Below are 19,142 nucleotides of genomic sequence, written 5' to 3'. Positions count from 1 at the left end.
CACGGCTGATTCCGCGATCGTTGGCCGGGTGTTCACACAAAGTTGGCCGAGCCCCGGATCGGCCTCGACCGGCGGTTTTCGGCCGCATGGCAATGGTCGCGCGGACAGTTTGCCTTGCGGCACCGCACATCTGGAGGCCGCGCGAATCGCGCGTGAACACCTCCGGCGTGTCGGTCGGCCCGCGTCGCCCGGCCTCGCGGCGTATGCCGGTTGTGAGGTGCGCCTCAATTCCGCGCCGCGGGCACCGGCGGGAGACGCGCCGCGCGCACCGGCGGAAAACGAAAAGTCCCGGGTACGTACGCCGTTGTACGTTCCCGGGACCGTCGGGGAGTCCCCTACCGGATCACCAGCCGGAGTCTCCCTTGACCGGGATGTTCACGAAACTCGGGGCGTTCGGATCCAGTTGCAGATGCTCGGGTTTCAGGCCGGTGTCGGCGAGCATCGGCGCGATCGGCAGGCCCTTGGGGAAGTTGCCGGCGAACACGTCCACCCGCAGCCGATGGCCCGGCGCGAGGACGGCCCGGGTGGCGGGCAGGGCGATATTCAGCTCGGTGACCTCACCGGGAACCGTGGGCAGGCGCTTGTCCAGCGAGGTGTAGGCCCGCGGATCGGTGTAGTCGCCGTTCTCGGAACGGGCGCTGTTCGCCTCGTCGACCTCACGCAGCGAGGCCATCAACTGTCCCGAGGACAGCACCGTCGACTGCCCGTCGGGCGCGACGTCGTTCACCGTCACCGTCCAGTAGCCGTCGGCGGCGTCCTGAACCGTGTTGAGCCGCACCGCGATCGGGCCCGAGATCGTGGTCTCGCCCGCGACCGGCGCACTGGTGAAGGTGAGCGCGTCGGTTTCCGCGATGCGCGAGTCCGCGGCGCAGCCGTTGATGATCGCGAGCACACCGGCGGTGGCCTGCGCGGCATCGTTGGAGCACACCGTGGTCAGACCGGGCGCCACCGTCAGACGCGTCGGCGCACCGGTGAATTCACCGGTCAGCGAGCCGTCGTAGACGCTGTTCGCGGTGCCGCTGCGATCAGCGGACAGGTACATGCGGCGGTACTTCGCCGCCTCCTCGGCCGGCGCCGACGGCCCGAAACCGCCCTGGGTGACCCAGCCGCCGCCCTGTTCGCGCAGCGTCACCGGACCGTAGGTGTCGATGCCGTTGTCGATTCCCTTGAGCCACTTGTCGAACCACGCGCGCTGCAGGACGTCCAGCCGCGGCGGCAGGCCGGGCTTGCCGTACTCGTTGCCCGAGTTGAGGTGGTAGGTGTTGCCCATGAACAGCTGCTTCTGCCCGGGCGGCAGCGGGATCTGGTTGTAGATCTTGGATTCGGAGTAGGTGAACAGATCGTGCCAGCCGCCGGTGACGAAGGTCGGCACCTGAATTCGGCCCGGATCACCGATCCACGCCTGCCGTTGCGCGGACATGTCGTTCAACATGTCCTTCGCCCGCGGATCGAGGGTGTTCATATCGGTGTTGGTGTAGGCGTTCAGCAGGACGTCCATATAGGTGTACGGATCGCTGATCCGGTCGTTCAGCCAGGCGGTGTCGAATTTGCCGGTCACGATCGACTGCACGTCCGGGACCCATTTGAGGGTGTTGATCGCGGTGAGCCACAACGGAATGAAGTTGAAGCCGAAGCCGCCGCCGGGGGCGAGCACATCGTCGACCAGATCGCTGCCGGGCACCACCGGGAAGATCGCCTTCAGCGCGGGCGGCTGCTTCTCCGCGACCTGGACCTGATTGATGCCCGAATAGGAAATGCCGGTCATCCCGACCTTGCCGTCCGACCACGGTTGCCGCGACGCCCAGTCGATCACCTCGACGGTGTCCTGCTGCTCGCGCTGCCGCAACATATCCCATTCGCCCTGCGAGAAGCCGGTGCCGCGGACATCGATGACGACCTGGGTGTAACCGCTTTTGATCAGCTGACGGTCGACGGAGAAGTTGCGAAGCTCGCCGCCACCGAAGGCCTTGGTCAGATCGGTGACCCCGGACAGCGGAGTGCCACTCATATCGATCTGGCGGAACAGTCCCAGCAGCGCGTCGGACAGACCCGGAACCGAGCCCGCGTGATCGGCCAGATTCGACACCAATTTGGTGTAGGGCGTCATGTTCACGACGACCGGGGTGCGGGTGTCGACCGGACGGCTGGCGGCGTCGGCGGGGCGGTACACATTGCCCTTCAGCACCGTGCCGTCGCTCATGGTGATCGGCACATCCCAGTCGATGTGGATGTTCGGATACTGCTGCGGGCCGTCCTGGGTGGCGGTCCACGCGGCGCCGGCGGCGCCACCGTCCGGGCCGGTCGCGACGGGTCCGGCCTGGGCCGGAGTGGCGAAGAACGGGACGGTCACCGCGGCGGCGACGGCGGCAACTGTGGCGCGTAACGCGTACTTCATCGAACGTGATCCGCCTCTCGAAATGGTCGAACGACCGAGAGTGTATCTACTGCGGAGTAAGTTGCAAACCAGCCGTTACAACTTCTGCAAGGAAAAACTCTCAACTTCTCAGCCCCTCATCCACGTCGATGACCAGCGGAAAGTCCCGCGGTTTACCTACCGGAAGTTATCCACACCACTCCCCACCGGCCCGGACGCCACTACCGGCAGTGCAATTCGGGACACGAACCGCCATATGGGCAATTCGATAGCTACGAATCGGCAGAAGAGATGCAGCTCACAAGATACGACGACGCGCCGCGGTCGATGACCACGGCGCGTCGGAAAGTGCGGAGAATCCGGTCTATTTACCGCCCTGGCTCGCGACCGCGGCCGCACCCGCGGCTGCCGCCTCGGGGTCCAGATACTCGGCCGGACCGATCGGGCGCAGATTTTCGTCCAGTTCGTAGCGCAGCGGAATACCCGTGGGAATGTTGAGGCCGGCGATATCCTCGTCGGAAATCGCGTCCAGATGCTTCACCAGCGCGCGCAGTGAATTTCCGTGTGCCGCAATCAGAACGGTCTTTCCGGCCACCAGTTCGCTGGAAATCGTGGACTCCCAATACGGGACCATGCGGGCGACGACATCCTTCAGGCATTCGGTCGCCGGCACGTCGATACCGGCGTAGCGCGCGTCGCCACTCTGGCTGTATTCGCTGTCGGCCTCGATCGGCGGGGGCGGGGTGTCGTAGCTGCGACGCCACATCATGAACTGGTCGTCGCCGTACTGATCGCGGATCTGGGCCTTGTTCTTACCCTGCAGCGCGCCGTAGTGCCGCTCGTTGAGCCGCCAGTCCCGCACCACCGGAATCCAGTGCCGATCCGCGGCGTCCAGGGCGATATTCGCGGTGCTGATCGCCCGCCGCAGCAGCGAGGTATAGACGATATCGGGCAGAATGCCGTGCTCGGCCAGCAGTTCACCGGCCCGTTTGCCCTCGGCGACACCCTTGTCGGTCAGGTGCACATCCACCCAGCCGGTGAACAGATTGAGAGCATTCCATTCGCTTTCGCCGTGGCGCAGCAACACGAGGGTGTACGTCATGCAGGTCATGCTAGCGGTGCCGCGCAGGCGGATTTCAGCTGCGCCGGATCGGACGCTCGCGACCGCCGCGAGCGCGGCCTACCAGCTCACGGTGAGATCGTAGGCGGTCAGAATCGCCTGCAGAGCGGGGTTGATCGGCGGAGGCAACACCTCGGCGCCCGAATCCGCCGATGTGACGAGTCCGTTCGCGGTGTGCGCGAGACCGGTCCTGCGCAGCCAGATGGCCCAGCAGTCCCATTCGCTGCCGTGCCGCGACCCGTAGGCGATGCCGTGCGCGAGGCTGTCGTCGTCGAGAGTGATCTGCCAGATCCGCGTGGAGATCGCCGTGGTGAGCCAGCGCTCGCCGCCGCGCAGTTCGGCGACCGTGACCTCCCGCAGACCGCGCTCCACGAGTGCGATGGGGGCATACCGCGCGATCGCCGACAGGCTCGAGGCCGCCTCGATATCGATGAACCATCCGTGCGTCGGCAGTCTCAGGTGGTAGAGCTTGTATTCACTGAGCCACAACATGTTCAGCTCACGCGGCGGCCGATATCCCGAGCTCTGCCACTCCTCTTTGATCAGCGATTCGAGCTCGTCGTCGGAGGCGACGTCGTCGAAATAGTGGGATGCGCGGCGAGGAAGTTTCGGCTTGAGCGGTGCGAGAAGCTCTCCGTACGCGCCCTGTTCGGTACTGGCGGCGTAGACGGTCTGCTGGCCTTCGACGTCGTAACGGTTCCAGTCCGTTCGTGATTCGTCACTGGAGATCCCGCGCTGGAGCGGATTGAGCGGTCCGTAGGACGGTTTCGCCAGCCGATAGACCTCACGCGAGGCAGCGGGCAGAAGCGCGAAACCGGTCTTGGCGCAGCGCCGAGCATTTCGGGTTTCGCGCACAGACACCGGTCTCCCTCTTCCGATAGCTTCCCAAAGAGGGGAGTTTATCGAAGGCGGGCTTCACCGCGCGCCCCGGTCGACCGAGTCAGTTGTCCGAGCCGTCGACGAATGCCACTGCGGCAGCGATGGTCTCGCGGAATCGGTCCGCACGGATGGCCAGGGCGGGCGACTCCTCGCCCAGTCGCGGATTGGCTCCGATGAACCACGACCGCGCCACATCACTGTCCTCGGCGGTCGCCAGGATGATCCAGCACCGATGCGCGACCTGCAGGCGAGCCAGGGCGGCATCCCTGGGCGTCGGACCTTCGGCATGGGACCACTTGTGCGGCAGCTTGCGGTCTCGGACACCGGCGATCAACGCCACCAGGGTCGGACCCAGATGCTGGACGAGCTGTCGCGCGAGCTCCGCCGGACGCAGCTTGGCCGTATCGACATGACTGGTGATGGCGAGAGCGTTCGCAACGGTCATCGGTCTCAACCCTCCAGTGCACGAGCCTGCCGCAACACGGCGGTGAGATCAGTGTAGCTGAAAATGCCACCCAAATGCAACCACTTCTGCTACCTTATCCACCTCCATATCAACCCAGCACCGCACTCCCGCTAGGACCTCCCTGTTCCATGCGACTGTCGAGAAATACGCGCGGAAGTCACTCCTCGGGGCTGCACAGCCCCCCTTCGCCGCCCAGCGACGCCGACGCCCTGACCGTGAGCCTGCACTACCTGATCTATTACCGGAACGAGTACGAACGCTCCCGCCTGGTCGTCAAGACCCGGGCCAAACGGGTGGTCGTATGGACCGCCGTCGCCAACGGTGTCATCGCCGTGCTCGGTACCGCGGTGGCGGTCTTCCAGGCGCCGTGGATCGGCCTGCTCAGCACGGGACTCGCGGCATCGATCGGCGTGGTCACCGCCTGGGACGGTCTGTATCGCCATCGGGAGATGTGGATCCAGCGCAGTGTCATCATCGGCCAGCTCCAGACCTTGCTGCGCGGCGTCGAACTGCGGCGAGCCCAGCACGAGGATCGCGACCTGCTCGCCCGCGAGGCGATGATCGAACTCAACGCGATCCTCGCCGAAGATCTGGAAGCGTGGACCTCCATGCGCCGAACCCAGCCGCTGGCGCGCGAAGTCACCGACACGGGCAAGGAACGCTAGACCCGTCCTTCTCGAATCTTGTTGATTCGATTACTTTCCCGCCGACTCGACGGCGCTCATGATGACGCCTGATCGCAGAAGTCACCGCGATCGACGGCTATGAGGGAGTCGGCCATGAGCGAACCGGGTGTGGTACCCGACCGGGAAGGTTCGGGGGCATCGGCCCCGGAACCTTCCGTCTTCCGGCGGATCGGCGTCGACTGGTGGGCGGTGATCGTCGCGGGCGTGTTCGTGCTGCTCGCCGTCGCCGACGCCCTGCCGAAGATTCCGTGGTGATCGCCATGGCTACCGAAACGACAACCGCGACAGAGGAATCGGTGAACCTGCGGGGCGCTCTGGCCTATCTGCCGGGCATCGCGCTGCTGGTGGCGGTCGGCTTGCTCGGCAAGTACACCCAGATCCGGGTGAACGACTTCGTCCACGCTCACCACTGGCGCTTCCCCGATATCGAATATGTCCTGTGGGCCATCGTCTTCGGATTGATCATCGCCAATACCGTTGGGGTGCACCGGATTTTCAAGCCCGGTATCGGCACCTACGAATTCTGGTTGAAGGCCGGCATCGTGGCGCTGGGATCCCGTTTCGTCCTCGGGGATGTGGCGAAACTGGGTGGCACCAGCTTCGTGCTGATCCTCATCGATATGACGGTGGCGGGCGCGATCATTCTCACCGTGGCACGGCTGCTCGGCCTGTCCGGCAAGCTGGGATCGCTACTGGCCGTGGGCACCTCGATCTGCGGCGTCTCGGCGATCGTGGCCGCGCGCGGAGCCATCCGGGCCCGCAATGCGGACGTCGGTTATGCCATCGCGGCGATCCTGACACTGGGCGCGGTATCACTGTTCACGCTTCCCGCGATCGGCCACGGCCTGGGGCTGACCGATCACGAATTCGGCCTCTGGGCGGGTCTGGCCGTGGACAACACCGCCGAAACCACCGCGACCGGCTACGCCTACTCCGACGCCGCAGGCAAACTGGCGGTGCTGGTGAAATCGACCCGCAACGCGCTCATCGGATTCGTGGTCCTGGGCTTCGGCCTGTACTGGGCTTCCCGCGGTGAGGCCGACACCATCGCGCCCGGTCTGCGCGCCAAGGCTGCCTTCGTGTGGGCGAAGTTCCCGAAGTTCGTCCTCGGCTTCCTGGCGGTCTCCGCGCTGGCGACCGCCCACTGGATCGACAAGGCGCAATTGGCCAACCTGGCCAACCTGTCGAAATGGGCCTTCCTGCTCACCTTCGCCGGCGTCGGTCTCAACACCGATTTCCGGGAATTGGGGCGCAGCGGATGGCGGCCCCTGGCGGTGGCGGTGGTCGGCCTGGTCGTGGTCGCGACGGTGTCGCTGGGACTGGTGCTGTTCACCGTCCGGGTGTTGCACTGGGGCGTGGTCGACTGACGGACAGCCGGTAGCGGCCGACATTTCTACAAGACGCGCACCCGCGTCCTCCGGGACAGTCATGGCATTCGCCATCGTCCTCAGGAGGAGATATGGAAACTGCCGCTGCCGGCCGAGCGAAACGCGCGATGCTGCTGCTGGTCACCGCGCTCACCGCACTGCTCGTCGGGAATACCGCAGGGGTCGCGACGGCCGCACCGGACGATTCCGTGGACCGGATGGTGCGGCTACCGGATGGCGATATCCACGTCGTCACCAGCGGGGCGCCGAGCGCGCGGGCGGTGGTGCTGATCCACGGGACCGGCGGCTCGGTCTCGTGGTGGGATCCGGTCCTGCCCGCGCTGGCGGACTTCTACGTGGTGCGCGTCGACCTGCTCGGCCACGGCCGGTCGGCCAAACCGGACAGCGGTTACAGCATGGCCGAGCAGGGACATCGCGTCGGAGCGGTCCTCGACCGCCTCGGCGTGCGGAGCGCGATCGCCGTCGGGCACTCCACCGGCGGGTACGTGGCGACCGAACTCGCCGCTCAGCGCCGCGACCTGGTGAGCGCGATCGGACTGATCAGCACCGGGTCGCGCCTGGACGCCTTCACCGACAACGGCCCACTCGGCAACCTGCTGTTCGTCCCGCAGATCGGGCAACCGCTGTGGCCCCTGCTCCCGGATGCCGCCATTCGATACGCCATGAGCAGCGCGTTCACTCGCGACGTCGCGATCCCGCAGCAGCTCGTGGACGACTTCCACGGCATGACCTACCGCAGTATCACCGCGACCTCCGACGCGTCGGACGTCTATCTGCGGGAACGCCGGGAACCGGACCGCCTCGCCGATCTCGGGCTGCCGAGCCTGGTGCTCTACGGCTCCCGGGACCACCGCTGGCCGGCGGCATCGTTCCAGGACTATCGGAGCGTGCCCGGAGTGCGGATCGAATCGCTCGACTGCGGGCACAGCCCGATGATCGAGGAGCCCGGCCCCACCGGAGAACTCCTGCGCGACTTCGCCGAAAAGTACTGAGCCACACGATCGGACGATTCGATGCGAATTCTCGTCTCCGGCGCCGGTATCGCCGGATCGGTGCTCGCGTACTGGCTCACCCGCCACGGCTACTCCGTGACGGTCGTCGAACGCGTGCCGGCACCGCGCAAGACGGGCGGTCACGCCGTGGACCTGTTCCGGCCCGCGATGGACATCTCGGAAAAGATGGGCGTGCTGCCTCGGATCGAGGAGCGCGCCACCGGAACCAGCCGGATGGTTCTGCACCCAGAGGGCGGGCGCGGTCCCGTACGGGTGGATCTCGCCAAGATCTTCGGCGCCACCTCGGATCGGCACGCCGAGATCATGCGCGACGATCTGAGCGAGATCTACTACGACGCCACCCGCGACGACGTCGAATATCTCTTCGGCGATTCGGTCACCTCGATCTCCACCGAGGGCGAGGTGCGGTTCGACCACGCCGCACCCCGCCGCTTCGACCTGGTGGTCGGCGCGGACGGACTGCATTCGACCGTGCGCCGCCTGGTCTTCGGCGAGGAGTCCCGCTTCCGTGTGTTCGCGGGCGCCTATCTCGCGGTGCTGACGCTGCCCGACTCCGGCCTGGACCGTGAACTCCACATCCACGTCGGCGTCGGGCGCACCGCCGGCATGTACGGCGCGCGTCACCTCGGCGACGCCCGAGCGCTGTTCCTGTTCCGCAGCGAGCGCGAACTCGACTGTCACCATCGCGACATACCGCGGCAGAAGGCTCTGCTGCGCAACGCCTTCCGCGACTTCGATCCCGAGGTGTGGCAATGGCTGGACGAACTCGACCACAGCCCGGCGTTCTATTTCGACTCCATCGCCCAGCTGCGGATGGGCAGCTGGTCGCGTGGCCGGGTGACACTCGTCGGCGATGCGGGTTACTGCCCCGGCCCGGCCGTCGGCGGCAGCACCACCCTCGCCGTCGTCGGCGCCTACGTACTCGCCGGTGAACTGGCCCGGGCGGGCGGCGATTACGAACGAGCCTTCCCCGCCTACGAACACGCGATGGCAGATCACATACGCGACAGCCGTGCGGTCGCCTCGAGCGCGGCGAAAACGCTGATTCCGTCCTCCCGCCTCGGTGTCACCGGACTGGTGCAGGCCACTCGCCTGCTCTCCGCCCTGCCCACCGGCGCCGCCCGCACCTTCCTCCGGCTCACCACCACGAGCGCCCGGGTCTACAACTCCATGACCGTGGACGACTACCCGCCGAATGTCCGGAACAGCAGTGCCCTCGGGTAGGCGCCGCCCGCCTCACAGAGAGCATGTGTCGCACATCACTTTCCGATGTGGATGAGTTCCGCCGATCGATACCGTCCACATGAACATGAGCGAACAGAGCACCGCAGCGGTGAAGGGTCCGGCGTCCTACTTCCCTGCCATCGAGAAGAAGTACGGCCGGCCCGTCGAGGAGTGGTTCGAGGTCGTTCGCGGGTCGGAGCTGACCAAGCATATGGAGCTGGTCGCCTGGTTGAAGAGCGAGCACGGGCTGGGGCACGGGCATGCGAACGCGCTCGTCGCGCATGTGCGCAGCATCGACAACGGGTAGGCAGCACGGGCTCGGCCCGACAGCGCGCAGGCGCCGGCCGTCGAACCGGCCCTCGTCCTCAATCGGTCGCGAGAGCCGCCGCGCCCACCAGCGTGGCTCCGTCCGCGATCGGAGATTTCAGGACACGAAGTTTACGGATGAAGCCGAGGCCGGCATGTTTCACCACCGCCGCCCGCAGCGGATCCCACAGCGGGGCGCCGGATTCGGCGAAACCGCCACCGATCACGACACGGTCGATGTCGAGCATCGCGGCGGCAGACGAAATGGCTTGTCCCAGAGCTGTCCCCGCGCGCGACAGCGCGGCCGCGGCGACGGCGTCACCCGCTCCGGCGGAGCGCGCCAGTTCCATCCCGGTCGTTCCCGTCCAGCCCTGTGCGCGTGCCCACCGGACCGAGGACATGCCACTCGCGACGGCCTCCACACATCCGACACCGCCGCAGGCACACGGCACATCCCAGCCCGGTACCACGATATGGCCGACGTGCCCGGCATTTCCGGTGCGGCCCACGAGAACTCGGCCGTCGCTGACGATGCCGCCGCCGATTCCGGAGGAGACCGTCATCGCCAATCCGGAACGGACACCGCGTAAACCACCGACGCGATACTCCGCCAATGCCAAGGCCGCGCCATCGATCGCGAATCGAATATCGGCCTCGGGGAACAATTCTCGCACCGCGGCGACGATCGAGAAGCCATCACGCCACTCGGCAATGTTCAAGGGCGCGGTGCTACCGGCACCGACATCCACCGGGCCGGCGGCGGCGATCCCGATCGAGGTCACCTCGAATTCGCCGGTGCCACAGGTGTCGTCGGCCGATGCGGCAGCTACCACCTGCCGCAGCAGCTCGCGGCAGGCATCCCAGGCTCCCCGGGAAGGCACGTCGACCCGGCGCATGTGCCGCAACAGGGACAGCGAACGGGGTCGCAATGCGGGGTCGTCGTACGGAACTGCCTCGATCGGCGCCGTCGCGACGGCCGCGGCGAGTTTCGTCGCGCCGATATCCACAGCCAGCACGCCCATCTCGCCACCGCCTCCTCAGCGCATCACCCGATCGGATGCACGGTACCCGGCGCCGGACATCGGGCGGGGCGGACGGTCCTCAGGACTCCTCGGTGTCGACCAGATGCTCGAACGCCCGCAGGTTCTTCAGCGATTCGCCACGCGAGACACGCCATTTCCATTCGCGCCGAATGGATTCCGCGAAGCCGAGCTCCAGCAGCACGTTGAAGTCGCCGTCGACCGCCTCCAGGATCTGACCGAAGACGCGGTCCAGTTCGTCCGGGGTCACGGCATGGGTCGCGATACGGCCGACCAGATAGATGTCGCCGACCCGGTCCAGGGTGTAGGCGACACCGTAGAGGCGGCGGTTGCGGCGCAGCAGGTACTTGTAGACGCCCTCGAAGTTCTCGTCGGGCTTGCGGCAGACGAAGCATTCGACGCGCACGCCGTGCTTGCCGACCGTCAGCATGACCGTCGTCTTCAGCTTGCGCTCACCGGGCAGCACCACGACGAAGGTGTCCCGGCCCTCGCGGGTGTAGTCGATCTCGCGCTCACGCACGGTGTCGTCGATCAGCTGCGCGGTCTGCGCGATGGTGTCACTCACCGGCGTACCACTCCCATCCGGCGCCGCCACAGCGCCCGCGACCTGGCTTGACTGCCCTCTGTCAGCAACGTACCCGGCATTCGCGAACGCACACCCCGATGTCCGGCCAACGCCTCGCCGTAGCAGTCGAGCAAACCGTCGGCCGTGTGTTCCCAGGAGAAGCCGGCCGCATGATCCACCGCGGCCGCGCCCATCCGCCGCAGCCGTTCCGGATCGTCGAGCAGGCCGCGCAGGGCCGCCGCCCACTCGTCGGCCCGGTGGCCCGACACCAACATGCCCGAAACACCGTCTCGCACAGCCGTACTCAACCCGCCGACGTCGGCGGCCAGCACCGGCGTGCCACTGGCCTGCGCCTCGATGGCGACCAGGCCGAACGACTCGTTGTAACTCGGCACCGCGACCATATCCGCGGCCCGGTACACCTGCACCAGACGATGGGGCGGCTGCGGCGGCAGGAACGTCACCCGATCCGAGATGCCGAGCGTGGCGGCCAACTCGATCAACGCGTCCGGACGATCCATACCCGTCCCCGAGGGCCCGCCCACGATGAGCACGCGTAGCTTGCGCTCGGGTTCGGCGCGCAGCACCTCGGCCGCCGCGAACACGAGCACATCGGGAGCCTTGAGCGGCTGGATCCGGCCGACGAAGGCCACCACCTGCTCGTCCGGCTCGATACCGAATTCGGCGCGCGCGGCCGCCCGGTCTCCGGGTCGATAGCGGGACAGATCCGCACCCGGCGGCACCACGTCGATGCGCCCGGATTCGGCGCCGTACAGCTCGACGAGCTGGCGGGCCTCCTCCGCGGTATTGGCGACCAGCCGATCCGATTCGGCGATGATCTGCTTCTCACCCACCACCCGCGACAGCGGTTCCGGTGAATCCCCCTCGGCCAGGAATGCGTTCTTCACCGCGGCCAGCGTGTGCGCGGTATGCACCAGCGGCACCCGCCACCGATCCCGGGCCAGCCAGCCCACCTGCCCCGACAGCCAGTAGTGCGAATGAATCAGGTCGTAGTAGCCGGGCAGCTGCCGGGCCTCCTGACGCAACACCTCCGCCGCGAACGGACACAGCTGAGTCGGCAGATCGTGCTTGTCCAGCCCCTCGAACGGTCCCGCCACCACATGCCGCACCAGCACCCCCGGCGCGGCCTCGACCACCGGCTCGTCGTTGGAGGACGTCGCCCGCGTGAAGATCTCCACCTCCACGCCGCGGCGAGCCAGCTGGAGCGCCGACTGCAGCACGTAGACGTTCATCCCGCCCGCATCGCCGGTACCCGGCTGCGCGAGTGGAGAGGTGTGCACCGACAACACCGCGATCCGATGCGGACGTTGATCCGGGCGATAACTCACACACTCCAGTGTGCACGCCTCGACGCGTCAACCGTTACGCGCGCGAGGCTCGAGTGAGCGTAGTCACACCCACCGCTGGGAGGTGGGTGTGCGCGGGATCACCGCAGCGACGCAACGAATTCGGTCAGTTCATCGGCGAAGCGCTGGGGGTCCTCGACGAACAGGCCGTGCTGGGCGTCGTCCCAGAACGAGGTGCGCGACTCGGGGGCCTGTTCGGCGATGTAGCGGCCGTTCTCGACGGGGACCACCGGGTCGGCGGTGCCGTGCATGACGAAGACCGGAACGTCCAGGTCGCGCAGGGTCTCGGTGTTGTCGACGGTGCGGTAGAACAGCGCCTTGCGAACCCGCGGCGGGGTCGCGAGGCTGCCGCCGAACAGGCGCTGGGCGTCCTCGCCCTTGTCCCGGCCCGGCCCGGTGTTGGCGTTGCCGAAGGCGGCGAATCCACGCATCGCCCGGCCGGCGCTCTCCTCGAACACGTCGGGAATGGCCTTCTGCATCGCCGGCCCGGGCTGGGCACCCTCGACGCCCCGGCCGATACCGGCCTGCGATCCGCAGTACACCACCCCGGCCAGAGCGCCGGTGCCGTACGCGGTCAGATAATCGCTGAGCACGATGCCGCCGTAGGACCAGCCCAGCAGCACCGCACCGGCCGTGATGTCTTCGGCGGCCAGCACCGCGGCGACGTCGGCCGCCCAGTTCTTCGGATCGTCGTAGCCGGCCTCGGGCGCACCGGAGTAGCCGTGTCCGCGCAGATCGACGGCGATCACCCGGAACGTCTCGGCCAGAATCTCCGCCGCACGACCCCAGCACCGCAACGTGCCGGCCCACCCGTGCAGCAACACCAGCGGACGTCCCTGTTCGGGTCCGGAGACCTGATACACGATATTGGTTCCGTCCGCGCTGACCACTTCCCGAATCGCCATGCTCGCCAGGCTAACGGGCCGGAATTCCGGCAATGCCCGCACGCTAGGCTCGGTTCCCATGAGCACCCGTCATGCCGTCGTCACCGGAGCGAGCTCGGGAATCGGTGAGGCCACCGCCCGCGAGCTCGCCAAACAGGGCTATCACGTCTACGTGGGGGCGCGCCGGATGGATCGGCTGCAGGCGCTGGCCGACGAAATCGGCGGTACCGCAATCGAATTGGATGTCACCGACGAGTCGTCGGTGCGCCTGTTCACCGATGCGGTCGAACGCGCCGACGTGCTGGTCAACAACGCCGGCGGAGCCAAGGGGCTGGCACCGGTCACCGAGGCCGATCTCGACGACTGGCGGTGGATGTGGGAGACCAACGTGCTGGGCACGCTGCGGGTGACCAAGGCGCTGCTGCCGAAACTGATCGACTCCGGTGACGGACTGATCGTCACCGTCACCTCGGTCGCCGCCCTGCAGCCCTACGACAACGGCGCCGGCTACACCTCGGCCAAACACGCGCAGGCCGTCCTGCACCGCACGCTGCGCGGCGAACTGCTGGGCAAGCCGGTGCGGCTCACCGAAATCGCGCCGGGCGCGGTCGAAACCGAATTCTCCCTGGTCCGGTTCGGCGGCGACACCGAGCGCGCGGCCAAGGTCTACGAGGGCATCGACCCGCTGTTCGCCACCGACATCGCCGAGATCATCGGCTTCGTCGCCAGCCGCCCACCGCATGTCAACCTCGACACCATCGTGGTGAAGCCGCGCGACCAAGCCGACGCCGGCCGCTTCGCCCGCCGCAGCTGAGCCGGGGCGGTGAGCGCTAGCTCCCGCCGCGAACCGGTCCCGGCGCCACCGGAGTCGCCGAGACCACCGGTGCGGGCTCGCCCTGGATCGCCGACATGGTCTTCCAGGTGTCCCAGTCGATGGTCCAGTCGTAGAGGTCGCCGTCGGCGGCGGACAGGGCGATCGATGTGCCGGTGACCTCGACCGGGTCGCCGTACATGGCCGTCGGGAAGTACTGCTGGGCGTCGCTGGTGCTCAGGTTGATGCAGCCGTTGGTGACGTTGGTATTACCTTGCGCGGACGCCGATTCCGGGTTCGCGTGGATGAATTCGCCGTTGTTGGAGATGCGTACCGCCCAGCGTTCGCGAACGTTGGTGTAGAACGGCGGATTCGACATCAGGAAGTCTTCGTACTTCTCGGTCACCACGTGGATACCCGAACGCGTCACATTGCGCGCCTCGTTGCCCTCGCCGTAACTGCACGCGAAGTCGAACAGCGTGGACCCGTCGCGGATCACCTGCACCCGGTGGCTGGGTGCGTACCCCTTCACGATCTGGCTGCGGCCGATGGTGAACTGCGAGGACAGATCCGAGTTGCCGTAGGCGCCGCCGCCCAGGTCCAGGCCGTACAGCTTGGCCGCGAAGGTCACCGCCGTGCCGGGCGCCCAATAGTTGCGCGGACGCCAGTGCGCGCGGGAGCCACCGTTCTCGTCCGGCAGCCAGGCCCAGCCTCCCTCGGCTGCCGGGGTGGTCGTCACAGTCAGCGCCTTCTCGACCGCTTCCTTGTTCTCGACGTGCTTCTTGAACTGCAGGATGATCGGCGCGGCGATGCCGACCTCCTGACCGTCGCCGATGTTGATGGTGGCCGACACGGTCTGCTTGGGGGCGAGGGTGGTGAATTTCGACTCGATCGACACGGGCTTGTTGTCGGTGCCGACCGCCGTGCCCGACCAGGTGTAGGTGACGCCGTAACCGAGCGGCTCGGTGACCGTGAAACTGCTCTTGTCGGGCGACAGGGTGCCGGTGACCTGCTTACCGTCCGGATTGGTCAGCGCGACCCGGTCGATGCGGCCGCTGGCGACCGTCACCGAGACGGGTGCGACCGGGTTCACGTCGGCGGCACCGCCGCCGGGCTCGAATGTCAGCTTCGCGACCGGGCCGGACTCCTTCGGCGCGGACGAACCGCCCCCGCCACTGCCCGAACATCCGGCCACCAGCGCGGCCACAGCCAGCTGGCCGGCCCCGGCCAGTACGGCCCGGCGGCCGGCAATTCCTCGAATGTTCACTTCCGCGAATTTACCGCGCCCCTCCGACAGCCCGGCCCGTTCGCGACGTGGCGCCCGCCACCCCTAGAGCTCGAGCCCGACGGTCACCGGTTCGGGTTCCAGCCTGATTCCGAAGCGCTGTTCGACGCCCGCCCGCACGGTGCGTGCCAGGTCCACCAGGTCCGCCGCGCGGGCAGAACCCCTGTTGGTCAGGGCGAGCGTATGTTTCGTCGACAACCGGACGGGAGCCTCCGGACCTGGGAAACCCTTACCGAAACCCGCCCGTTCGATCAGCCAGCCCGCGGAGAATTTCACCCCGCCCTCGGCGGCATAGGTCGGAATAGTGATATCTCCCACATGTGCCCGGATCGCGTCGAGGACGGCCGGCGCCCGATCCTGCGCCACGACGGGGTTGGTGAAGAACGAACCGGCACTCCAGGTGTCGTGGTCGGCCGGATCGAGCACCATGCCCTTACCGGCCCGCAGTGCGAGCACCGCCTCGCGCACGGCCGCGGCGGGACGGGACTCGCCGTCGGTGGCGTCGAAGGCGCGGGCCAGTTCGCCGTATCGCAGCGGCGCGCTGGCACCGTCCGGATTCACCGCGAACTCCACCGCCAGCACCACCGCTCGATCGGAATGCTTGAGCACGGAGGTGCGGTAACCGAAGCCGAGTTCCTGCGGTGCGGCCCAGCGGATTTCGCCGCTCACGCGATCCAGCAGCCGAATCCGGCGCAGCACCTGGGCCACCTCGACGCCGTAGGCGCCGACGTTCTGCACCGGCGTCGCACCGGCAGAACCCGGAATTCCGGACAGGCACTCGAGTCCGCCGAATCCGGCCGCCACCGTCGCGGCGACCACACCGTCCCAGTCCGCGCCCGCCTCGGCCGTCACGCTGCCGGATCCGAGTTCGACCGCATCGGTGGCGATGCGAACGACCACGCCGGCGAACCCGCTGTCGGCGATCAGCAGATTGGAACCACCGGCGACCAGCAACACCGGAACGCCCGCGGTGTCGAGGGTGCGCACCGTCTCGACGAGTGCCTCCGTGGTGCGACATTCGGCGACCGTCGCGGGTCCGCCGACCCGCAGCGTGGTCAGCTGGGCCAGCGGCACCGATTCGCGCACCCGCGCGCCGGTCGCGCTCAGCAACTCACGCACGTTGTCGAATGCCACCACTCGAGATGTCTGCACATCGAAAGACGGTAGCGTGTCACACCATGGCGACACCCCTGGCGTACACGGCTCACTACGCGCACCCCGCCGCGGCGGTGCGTGCTGCGCTCGCCGACGAGCAGTACTGGAAGGACCGCATCGCGGAGGTCGGCGGGCCCGGTGCGCGGCTGGACTCCTTCTCGGCCGACGGTGATCGGCTCCGCGTGGAGATGGTGCAGACCATCCCCGCCTCCGAACTGCCCCCCGCCATCACCTCGGTGCGCCCGGGCGATCTGATCATCCCGCGTACCGAGAACTACGAGGGCCTGTCCGGCGTTTTCGAAGCCCACGTCGAGGGTGCGCCCGCGAAGGTGCGCGGCACGGTCACCCTGACCGGTTCCGCCACCGCCTCCCAGGCCGTCGTCGACGGCTCGGTCGAGGTGACGATCCCGTTGTTCGGCAAGAAGATCGAGGCCGTGGTGGCCGAAAAACTGCTGGAACTGCTGGCCTCGGAGACCGACTTCACCAACACCTGGATCACCAACCACTGATCCGGGGCCGCGCCGGGGACCAGTACCCTGGTCCCCCATGGCCCGCCGACTGGACTATTCCGCTCGCTATCCGCTGCACACCACCGAAGAGGTGTACGCGGCGCTGTCCAACCGTGCCTACTGGGATGCGCGGATGGAGGAGATGCGCAAGCACTCGCCGAACGAGGTGGTCCACCTGCAGGCCGACGGAGACGGTATCGAACTCGAACTCCGGCACATCCTGCCGCGCGACATGCTGCCCGAAATCGCGCAGACCGTGATGCGCAAGGATCTCGTGATCACTCGCAAGGAGAGCTACGGACCGTTCGGCCCCGAGGTCGAGGGCGAGTTCAGCGCCTCGGTTCCGGCCGGTCCGGGCACGCTGACCGGCACCGTGCGATTGTTTCCCACCGAGACCGGCTGCACCCTGCGCACCTCACCCGTGGCGAAGGTCTTCATTCCGATGCTGGGCCCCAAACTCGAGCAGATGATGCTGGTCAACCTGGTGGACCTGTTCCGCGCCGAAGCCGAATTCACCCAGCAGTGGCTGGAAGAGCAGCGCCCGACGGTCTGAATCTCGTTGTTCCACCGCACGCCCGCGTCACCGCGATGACATCTCGAGCCCGGACCGCCCCGGTGGGCGCCATCACGCGCGGAACCACCGGAATCAATCGGCTGCGCCGCAGCGACCGCTGGCTGACCCACGACCCGCTGGTGGTGCGGCGGCTGCGGTCGGCCGCGGACCCGCTGGTGGTCGATCTGGGCTACGGGGCGAGTCCGGTGACCACGCTGGAGTTGGCGGCCCGGCTACGCCGCGTTCGCGGCGACATGCGTGTGGTCGGTCTGGAGATCGATCCCGCCCGCGTCGTTCCCGATCGCGACGGCGTGCGCTTCGCCCGCGGCGGATTCGAACTCGCGGGCCTGCGACCGGTGCTGGTGCGGGCGTTCAACGTGCTGCGGCAATACGACGAGAGCGAGGTCGCGGGGGCGTGGGCGACCATACTCGGCGGATCGGCGCCCGAGGGACTCCTGCTCGAAGGCACCTGCGACGAACTGGGCCGCCGCTGCGCGTGGATTCTGCTCGACCGCGAGGGACCGATCTCGCTGACGCTGGCCTGGGATCCGTTCACCGTCGACAAACCCTCCGATATCGCCGAACGCCTGCCGAAGGCGTTGATCCACCGCAATATTCGCGGCGAACGCGTGCACACACTGCTGACCGCCGCCGATCGCGCGTGGTCGCATGCCGCGCCGATGGCGGTGTACGGTCCGCGCGTGCGCTGGCGGGCGGCGGCGCAACTGTTGCGGGAGCAGGGTTTTCCGGTGCGGAACTATCGCCGCCGGATGCGTGACTGTGTGCTCTCGGTGCCGTGGGAGTGCGTGCGGCCCGGTTGAATCGGAAGGTCTTCGGACGACGGTGCGCCCTATGCCGCGGCGAGGGCCCGGCGCACCCGCGCGGCCGCGTGCGGCGCCAAACCCGCACTCGCCGAAGCGATTTCGTGCGGAATGCAGCGATGGATGGCGACCGCGTCGGCGACCACCTCGTCCAGCGCACCCTGACCGATCCCGGTCTCGGCGAGATCGAGGACGGTCCGCACGGGTGTGGTCACCAGGAACGCACCGGCCGATTCCACATCATCGCGGTGCAGCTCGCGGCGCAGGACCACCAGCCGGGGCGCCGCGGGCGGGCGGCCCGCACTTACGGACAGGTGCAGGAAGCGCGGGCGCAGCCGGCCCAGGCCGTGCAGTTCGGCGGCACTGTGGTGGGAGACGGCGGCGGCGCCGTCGAACCAGGCCGCCCACATGGCGTATTCGTCGAGTGGACCGTCCGGCCAATCGGCCATCCGCAGGATGCCGAGGCCGACGCGGATCACCGAACCGTCGGAGAGGGCGCCGCGGATCCGGTGCTCGCATCCGGCCCGCAACACGATGCGCGTGGTGAAGTATCCGGCGTGCCGGTCGGCGAGCTGGCGCAGCACCCACCACCCTTGCTCGGAATCCCCCGGTCGGCGCGCAGCCGCGGCATCCTCTGCATCGTGCGCGGACATGGGACCAGATTACGCCGGACCGATGTGCCTCATGTCACAATCG

General features: G+C 67.7%; 21 protein-coding genes. 10 read left to right on the top strand and 11 right to left on the bottom strand.

Annotated elements, in window-relative coordinates; genetic code table 11:
• Window positions 1-343: 343 nt before the first annotated feature.
• The 4 genes from AC5592_RS23160 to AC5592_RS23145 all read right to left on the bottom strand — a co-directional run bounded on the left by AC5592_RS23160 (window position 344) and on the right by AC5592_RS23145 (window position 4,818).
• Window positions 344-2,395: a CocE/NonD family hydrolase gene (locus tag AC5592_RS23160; RefSeq protein WP_063065418.1), complete on the bottom strand. Its 2,052-nt coding sequence runs from the start codon at window positions 2,393-2,395 to the stop codon at window positions 344-346.
• Between the two features lie 343 nt (window positions 2,396-2,738).
• On the bottom strand, window positions 2,739-3,476 hold the full coding sequence (locus AC5592_RS23155; RefSeq protein ID WP_063065436.1) for a phosphoglyceromutase: 738 nt from the start codon (window positions 3,474-3,476) through the stop codon (window positions 2,739-2,741).
• Between the two features lie 78 nt (window positions 3,477-3,554).
• Window positions 3,555-4,349, bottom strand: coding sequence for a hypothetical protein (locus AC5592_RS23150; protein ID WP_036506009.1), 795 nt, complete (start codon window positions 4,347-4,349; stop codon window positions 3,555-3,557).
• A gap of 85 nt (window positions 4,350-4,434) precedes the next feature.
• Window positions 4,435-4,818, bottom strand: a complete 384-nt coding sequence (locus AC5592_RS23145) for a hypothetical protein (RefSeq protein ID WP_030516176.1) — start codon at window positions 4,816-4,818, stop codon at window positions 4,435-4,437.
• A 149-nt stretch (window positions 4,819-4,967) separates the two neighbouring features.
• Here AC5592_RS23145 and AC5592_RS23140 point away from each other — a divergent pair, with 149 nt between their 5' ends.
• From AC5592_RS23140 to AC5592_RS23115, 6 genes are all read left to right on the top strand, one after another.
• The gene (locus tag AC5592_RS23140) at window positions 4,968-5,504 is read left to right on the top strand and encodes an SLATT domain-containing protein (RefSeq protein WP_157163491.1); all 537 of its coding nucleotides are present in this window, start codon (window positions 4,968-4,970) and stop codon (window positions 5,502-5,504) included.
• Between the two features lie 114 nt (window positions 5,505-5,618).
• Complete coding sequence (locus AC5592_RS23135; RefSeq protein WP_167332004.1) at window positions 5,619-5,780, top strand: hypothetical protein; 162 nt, start codon at window positions 5,619-5,621, stop codon at window positions 5,778-5,780.
• 5 nt (window positions 5,781-5,785) lie between these two features.
• On the top strand, window positions 5,786-6,892 hold the full coding sequence (locus AC5592_RS23130) for a YeiH family protein (protein ID WP_036506085.1): 1,107 nt from the start codon (window positions 5,786-5,788) through the stop codon (window positions 6,890-6,892).
• Window positions 6,893-6,984: 92 nt separating this feature from the next.
• Window positions 6,985-7,905, top strand: coding sequence for an alpha/beta fold hydrolase (locus tag AC5592_RS23125; protein ID WP_063065417.1), 921 nt, complete (start codon window positions 6,985-6,987; stop codon window positions 7,903-7,905).
• 21 nt (window positions 7,906-7,926) lie between these two features.
• The gene (locus AC5592_RS23120; protein WP_036506016.1) at window positions 7,927-9,150 is read left to right on the top strand and encodes an FAD-dependent oxidoreductase; all 1,224 of its coding nucleotides are present in this window, start codon (window positions 7,927-7,929) and stop codon (window positions 9,148-9,150) included.
• Between the two features lie 85 nt (window positions 9,151-9,235).
• Window positions 9,236-9,457 carry a DUF4287 domain-containing protein gene (locus AC5592_RS23115; protein ID WP_063065435.1) on the top strand — a complete coding sequence of 74 codons (222 nt, stop codon included), beginning with the start codon at window positions 9,236-9,238 and terminating at the stop codon, window positions 9,455-9,457.
• Between the two features lie 58 nt (window positions 9,458-9,515).
• Here AC5592_RS23115 and AC5592_RS23110 read toward each other — a convergent pair whose 3' ends face one another.
• The 4 genes from AC5592_RS23110 to AC5592_RS23095 form a co-directional block, all read right to left on the bottom strand.
• Window positions 9,516-10,478, bottom strand: coding sequence for an ROK family protein (locus AC5592_RS23110; RefSeq protein WP_063065416.1), 963 nt, complete (start codon window positions 10,476-10,478; stop codon window positions 9,516-9,518).
• A gap of 79 nt (window positions 10,479-10,557) precedes the next feature.
• On the bottom strand, window positions 10,558-11,061 hold the full coding sequence (locus tag AC5592_RS23105; protein ID WP_369974801.1) for a type III secretion system chaperone family protein: 504 nt from the start codon (window positions 11,059-11,061) through the stop codon (window positions 10,558-10,560).
• Window positions 11,058-12,410, bottom strand: a complete 1,353-nt coding sequence (mshA, locus tag AC5592_RS23100; RefSeq protein ID WP_063065415.1) for a D-inositol-3-phosphate glycosyltransferase — start codon at window positions 12,408-12,410, stop codon at window positions 11,058-11,060. Before mshA ends, AC5592_RS23105 begins: the two co-directional genes overlap by 4 nt.
• A gap of 98 nt (window positions 12,411-12,508) precedes the next feature.
• On the bottom strand, window positions 12,509-13,333 hold the full coding sequence (locus AC5592_RS23095; RefSeq protein WP_063065414.1) for an alpha/beta fold hydrolase: 825 nt from the start codon (window positions 13,331-13,333) through the stop codon (window positions 12,509-12,511).
• Window positions 13,334-13,391: 58 nt separating this feature from the next.
• Here AC5592_RS23095 and AC5592_RS23090 point away from each other — a divergent pair, with 58 nt between their 5' ends.
• Window positions 13,392-14,126 (top strand): SDR family NAD(P)-dependent oxidoreductase, encoded by a 735-nt coding sequence (locus AC5592_RS23090; RefSeq protein ID WP_063065413.1) that lies wholly within the window; start codon window positions 13,392-13,394, stop codon window positions 14,124-14,126.
• Window positions 14,127-14,142: 16 nt separating this feature from the next.
• Here AC5592_RS23090 and AC5592_RS23085 read toward each other — a convergent pair whose 3' ends face one another.
• Together AC5592_RS23085 and AC5592_RS23080 are read right to left on the bottom strand one after the other, a co-directional pair.
• Complete coding sequence (locus AC5592_RS23085) at window positions 14,143-15,390, bottom strand: L,D-transpeptidase (protein ID WP_036506027.1); 1,248 nt, start codon at window positions 15,388-15,390, stop codon at window positions 14,143-14,145.
• Window positions 15,391-15,453: 63 nt separating this feature from the next.
• Entirely contained in the window at window positions 15,454-16,545 is a 1,092-nt protein-coding gene (locus AC5592_RS23080) for a UDP-N-acetylmuramate dehydrogenase (protein ID WP_083871306.1), read from the bottom strand.
• 41 nt (window positions 16,546-16,586) lie between these two features.
• Between AC5592_RS23080 and AC5592_RS23075 the strand changes: the two genes are divergently transcribed.
• From AC5592_RS23075 to AC5592_RS23065, 3 genes are read left to right on the top strand one after another with little or no spacing between them, the layout of a single operon-like run.
• On the top strand, window positions 16,587-17,072 hold the full coding sequence (locus AC5592_RS23075) for a DUF2505 domain-containing protein (protein WP_036506029.1): 486 nt from the start codon (window positions 16,587-16,589) through the stop codon (window positions 17,070-17,072).
• A gap of 37 nt (window positions 17,073-17,109) precedes the next feature.
• Window positions 17,110-17,625 carry a DUF2505 domain-containing protein gene (locus tag AC5592_RS23070; protein WP_036506031.1) on the top strand — a complete coding sequence of 172 codons (516 nt, stop codon included), beginning with the start codon at window positions 17,110-17,112 and terminating at the stop codon, window positions 17,623-17,625.
• Window positions 17,626-17,660: 35 nt separating this feature from the next.
• A complete protein-coding gene (locus tag AC5592_RS23065; protein WP_036506033.1) occupies window positions 17,661-18,446 on the top strand; it encodes a hypothetical protein in 786 nt (261 codons plus the stop codon).
• A 29-nt stretch (window positions 18,447-18,475) separates the two neighbouring features.
• Here the strand turns inward: AC5592_RS23065 and AC5592_RS23060 are convergent, their stop codons facing one another.
• Entirely contained in the window at window positions 18,476-19,099 is a 624-nt protein-coding gene (locus tag AC5592_RS23060; RefSeq protein ID WP_036506035.1) for a type IV toxin-antitoxin system AbiEi family antitoxin, read from the bottom strand.
• Window positions 19,100-19,142 lie beyond the last annotated feature (43 nt).

Origin of the sequence: Nocardia violaceofusca NBRC 14427, from assembly GCF_963869435.1 — a bacterium.
GTDB classification, from domain to species: Bacteria; Actinomycetota; Actinomycetes; order Mycobacteriales; family Mycobacteriaceae; genus Nocardia; species Nocardia aobensis.
The sequence above is the reverse complement of the archived record's forward strand: the minus strand, read 5'-3'. Positions and strand labels throughout refer to the sequence as shown.

Coding starts and splice junctions, on each gene's coding strand:
- AC5592_RS23070 (WP_036506031.1), top strand. CDS start 17,110: ATGGCCCGCCGACTGGACTATTCCGCTCGCTATCCGCTGCACACCACC.
- AC5592_RS23125 (WP_063065417.1), top strand. CDS start 6,985: ATGGAAACTGCCGCTGCCGGCCGAGCGAAACGCGCGATGCTGCTGCTG.
- AC5592_RS23155 (WP_063065436.1), bottom strand. CDS start 3,476: ATGACGTACACCCTCGTGTTGCTGCGCCACGGCGAAAGCGAATGGAAT.
- AC5592_RS23135 (WP_167332004.1), top strand. CDS start 5,619: ATGAGCGAACCGGGTGTGGTACCCGACCGGGAAGGTTCGGGGGCATCG.
- AC5592_RS23090 (WP_063065413.1), top strand. CDS start 13,392: ATGAGCACCCGTCATGCCGTCGTCACCGGAGCGAGCTCGGGAATCGGT.
- AC5592_RS23065 (WP_036506033.1), top strand. CDS start 17,661: ATGACATCTCGAGCCCGGACCGCCCCGGTGGGCGCCATCACGCGCGGA.
- AC5592_RS23075 (WP_036506029.1), top strand. CDS start 16,587: ATGGCGACACCCCTGGCGTACACGGCTCACTACGCGCACCCCGCCGCG.
- AC5592_RS23060 (WP_036506035.1), bottom strand. CDS start 19,099: ATGTCCGCGCACGATGCAGAGGATGCCGCGGCTGCGCGCCGACCGGGG.
- AC5592_RS23120 (WP_036506016.1), top strand. CDS start 7,927: ATGCGAATTCTCGTCTCCGGCGCCGGTATCGCCGGATCGGTGCTCGCG.
- AC5592_RS23115 (WP_063065435.1), top strand. CDS start 9,236: ATGAGCGAACAGAGCACCGCAGCGGTGAAGGGTCCGGCGTCCTACTTC.
- AC5592_RS23160 (WP_063065418.1), bottom strand. CDS start 2,395: ATGAAGTACGCGTTACGCGCCACAGTTGCCGCCGTCGCCGCCGCGGTG.
- AC5592_RS23145 (WP_030516176.1), bottom strand. CDS start 4,818: ATGACCGTTGCGAACGCTCTCGCCATCACCAGTCATGTCGATACGGCC.
- AC5592_RS23130 (WP_036506085.1), top strand. CDS start 5,786: ATGGCTACCGAAACGACAACCGCGACAGAGGAATCGGTGAACCTGCGG.
- AC5592_RS23110 (WP_063065416.1), bottom strand. CDS start 10,478: ATGGGCGTGCTGGCTGTGGATATCGGCGCGACGAAACTCGCCGCGGCC.
- AC5592_RS23140 (WP_157163491.1), top strand. CDS start 4,968: ATGCGACTGTCGAGAAATACGCGCGGAAGTCACTCCTCGGGGCTGCAC.
- AC5592_RS23095 (WP_063065414.1), bottom strand. CDS start 13,333: ATGGCGATTCGGGAAGTGGTCAGCGCGGACGGAACCAATATCGTGTAT.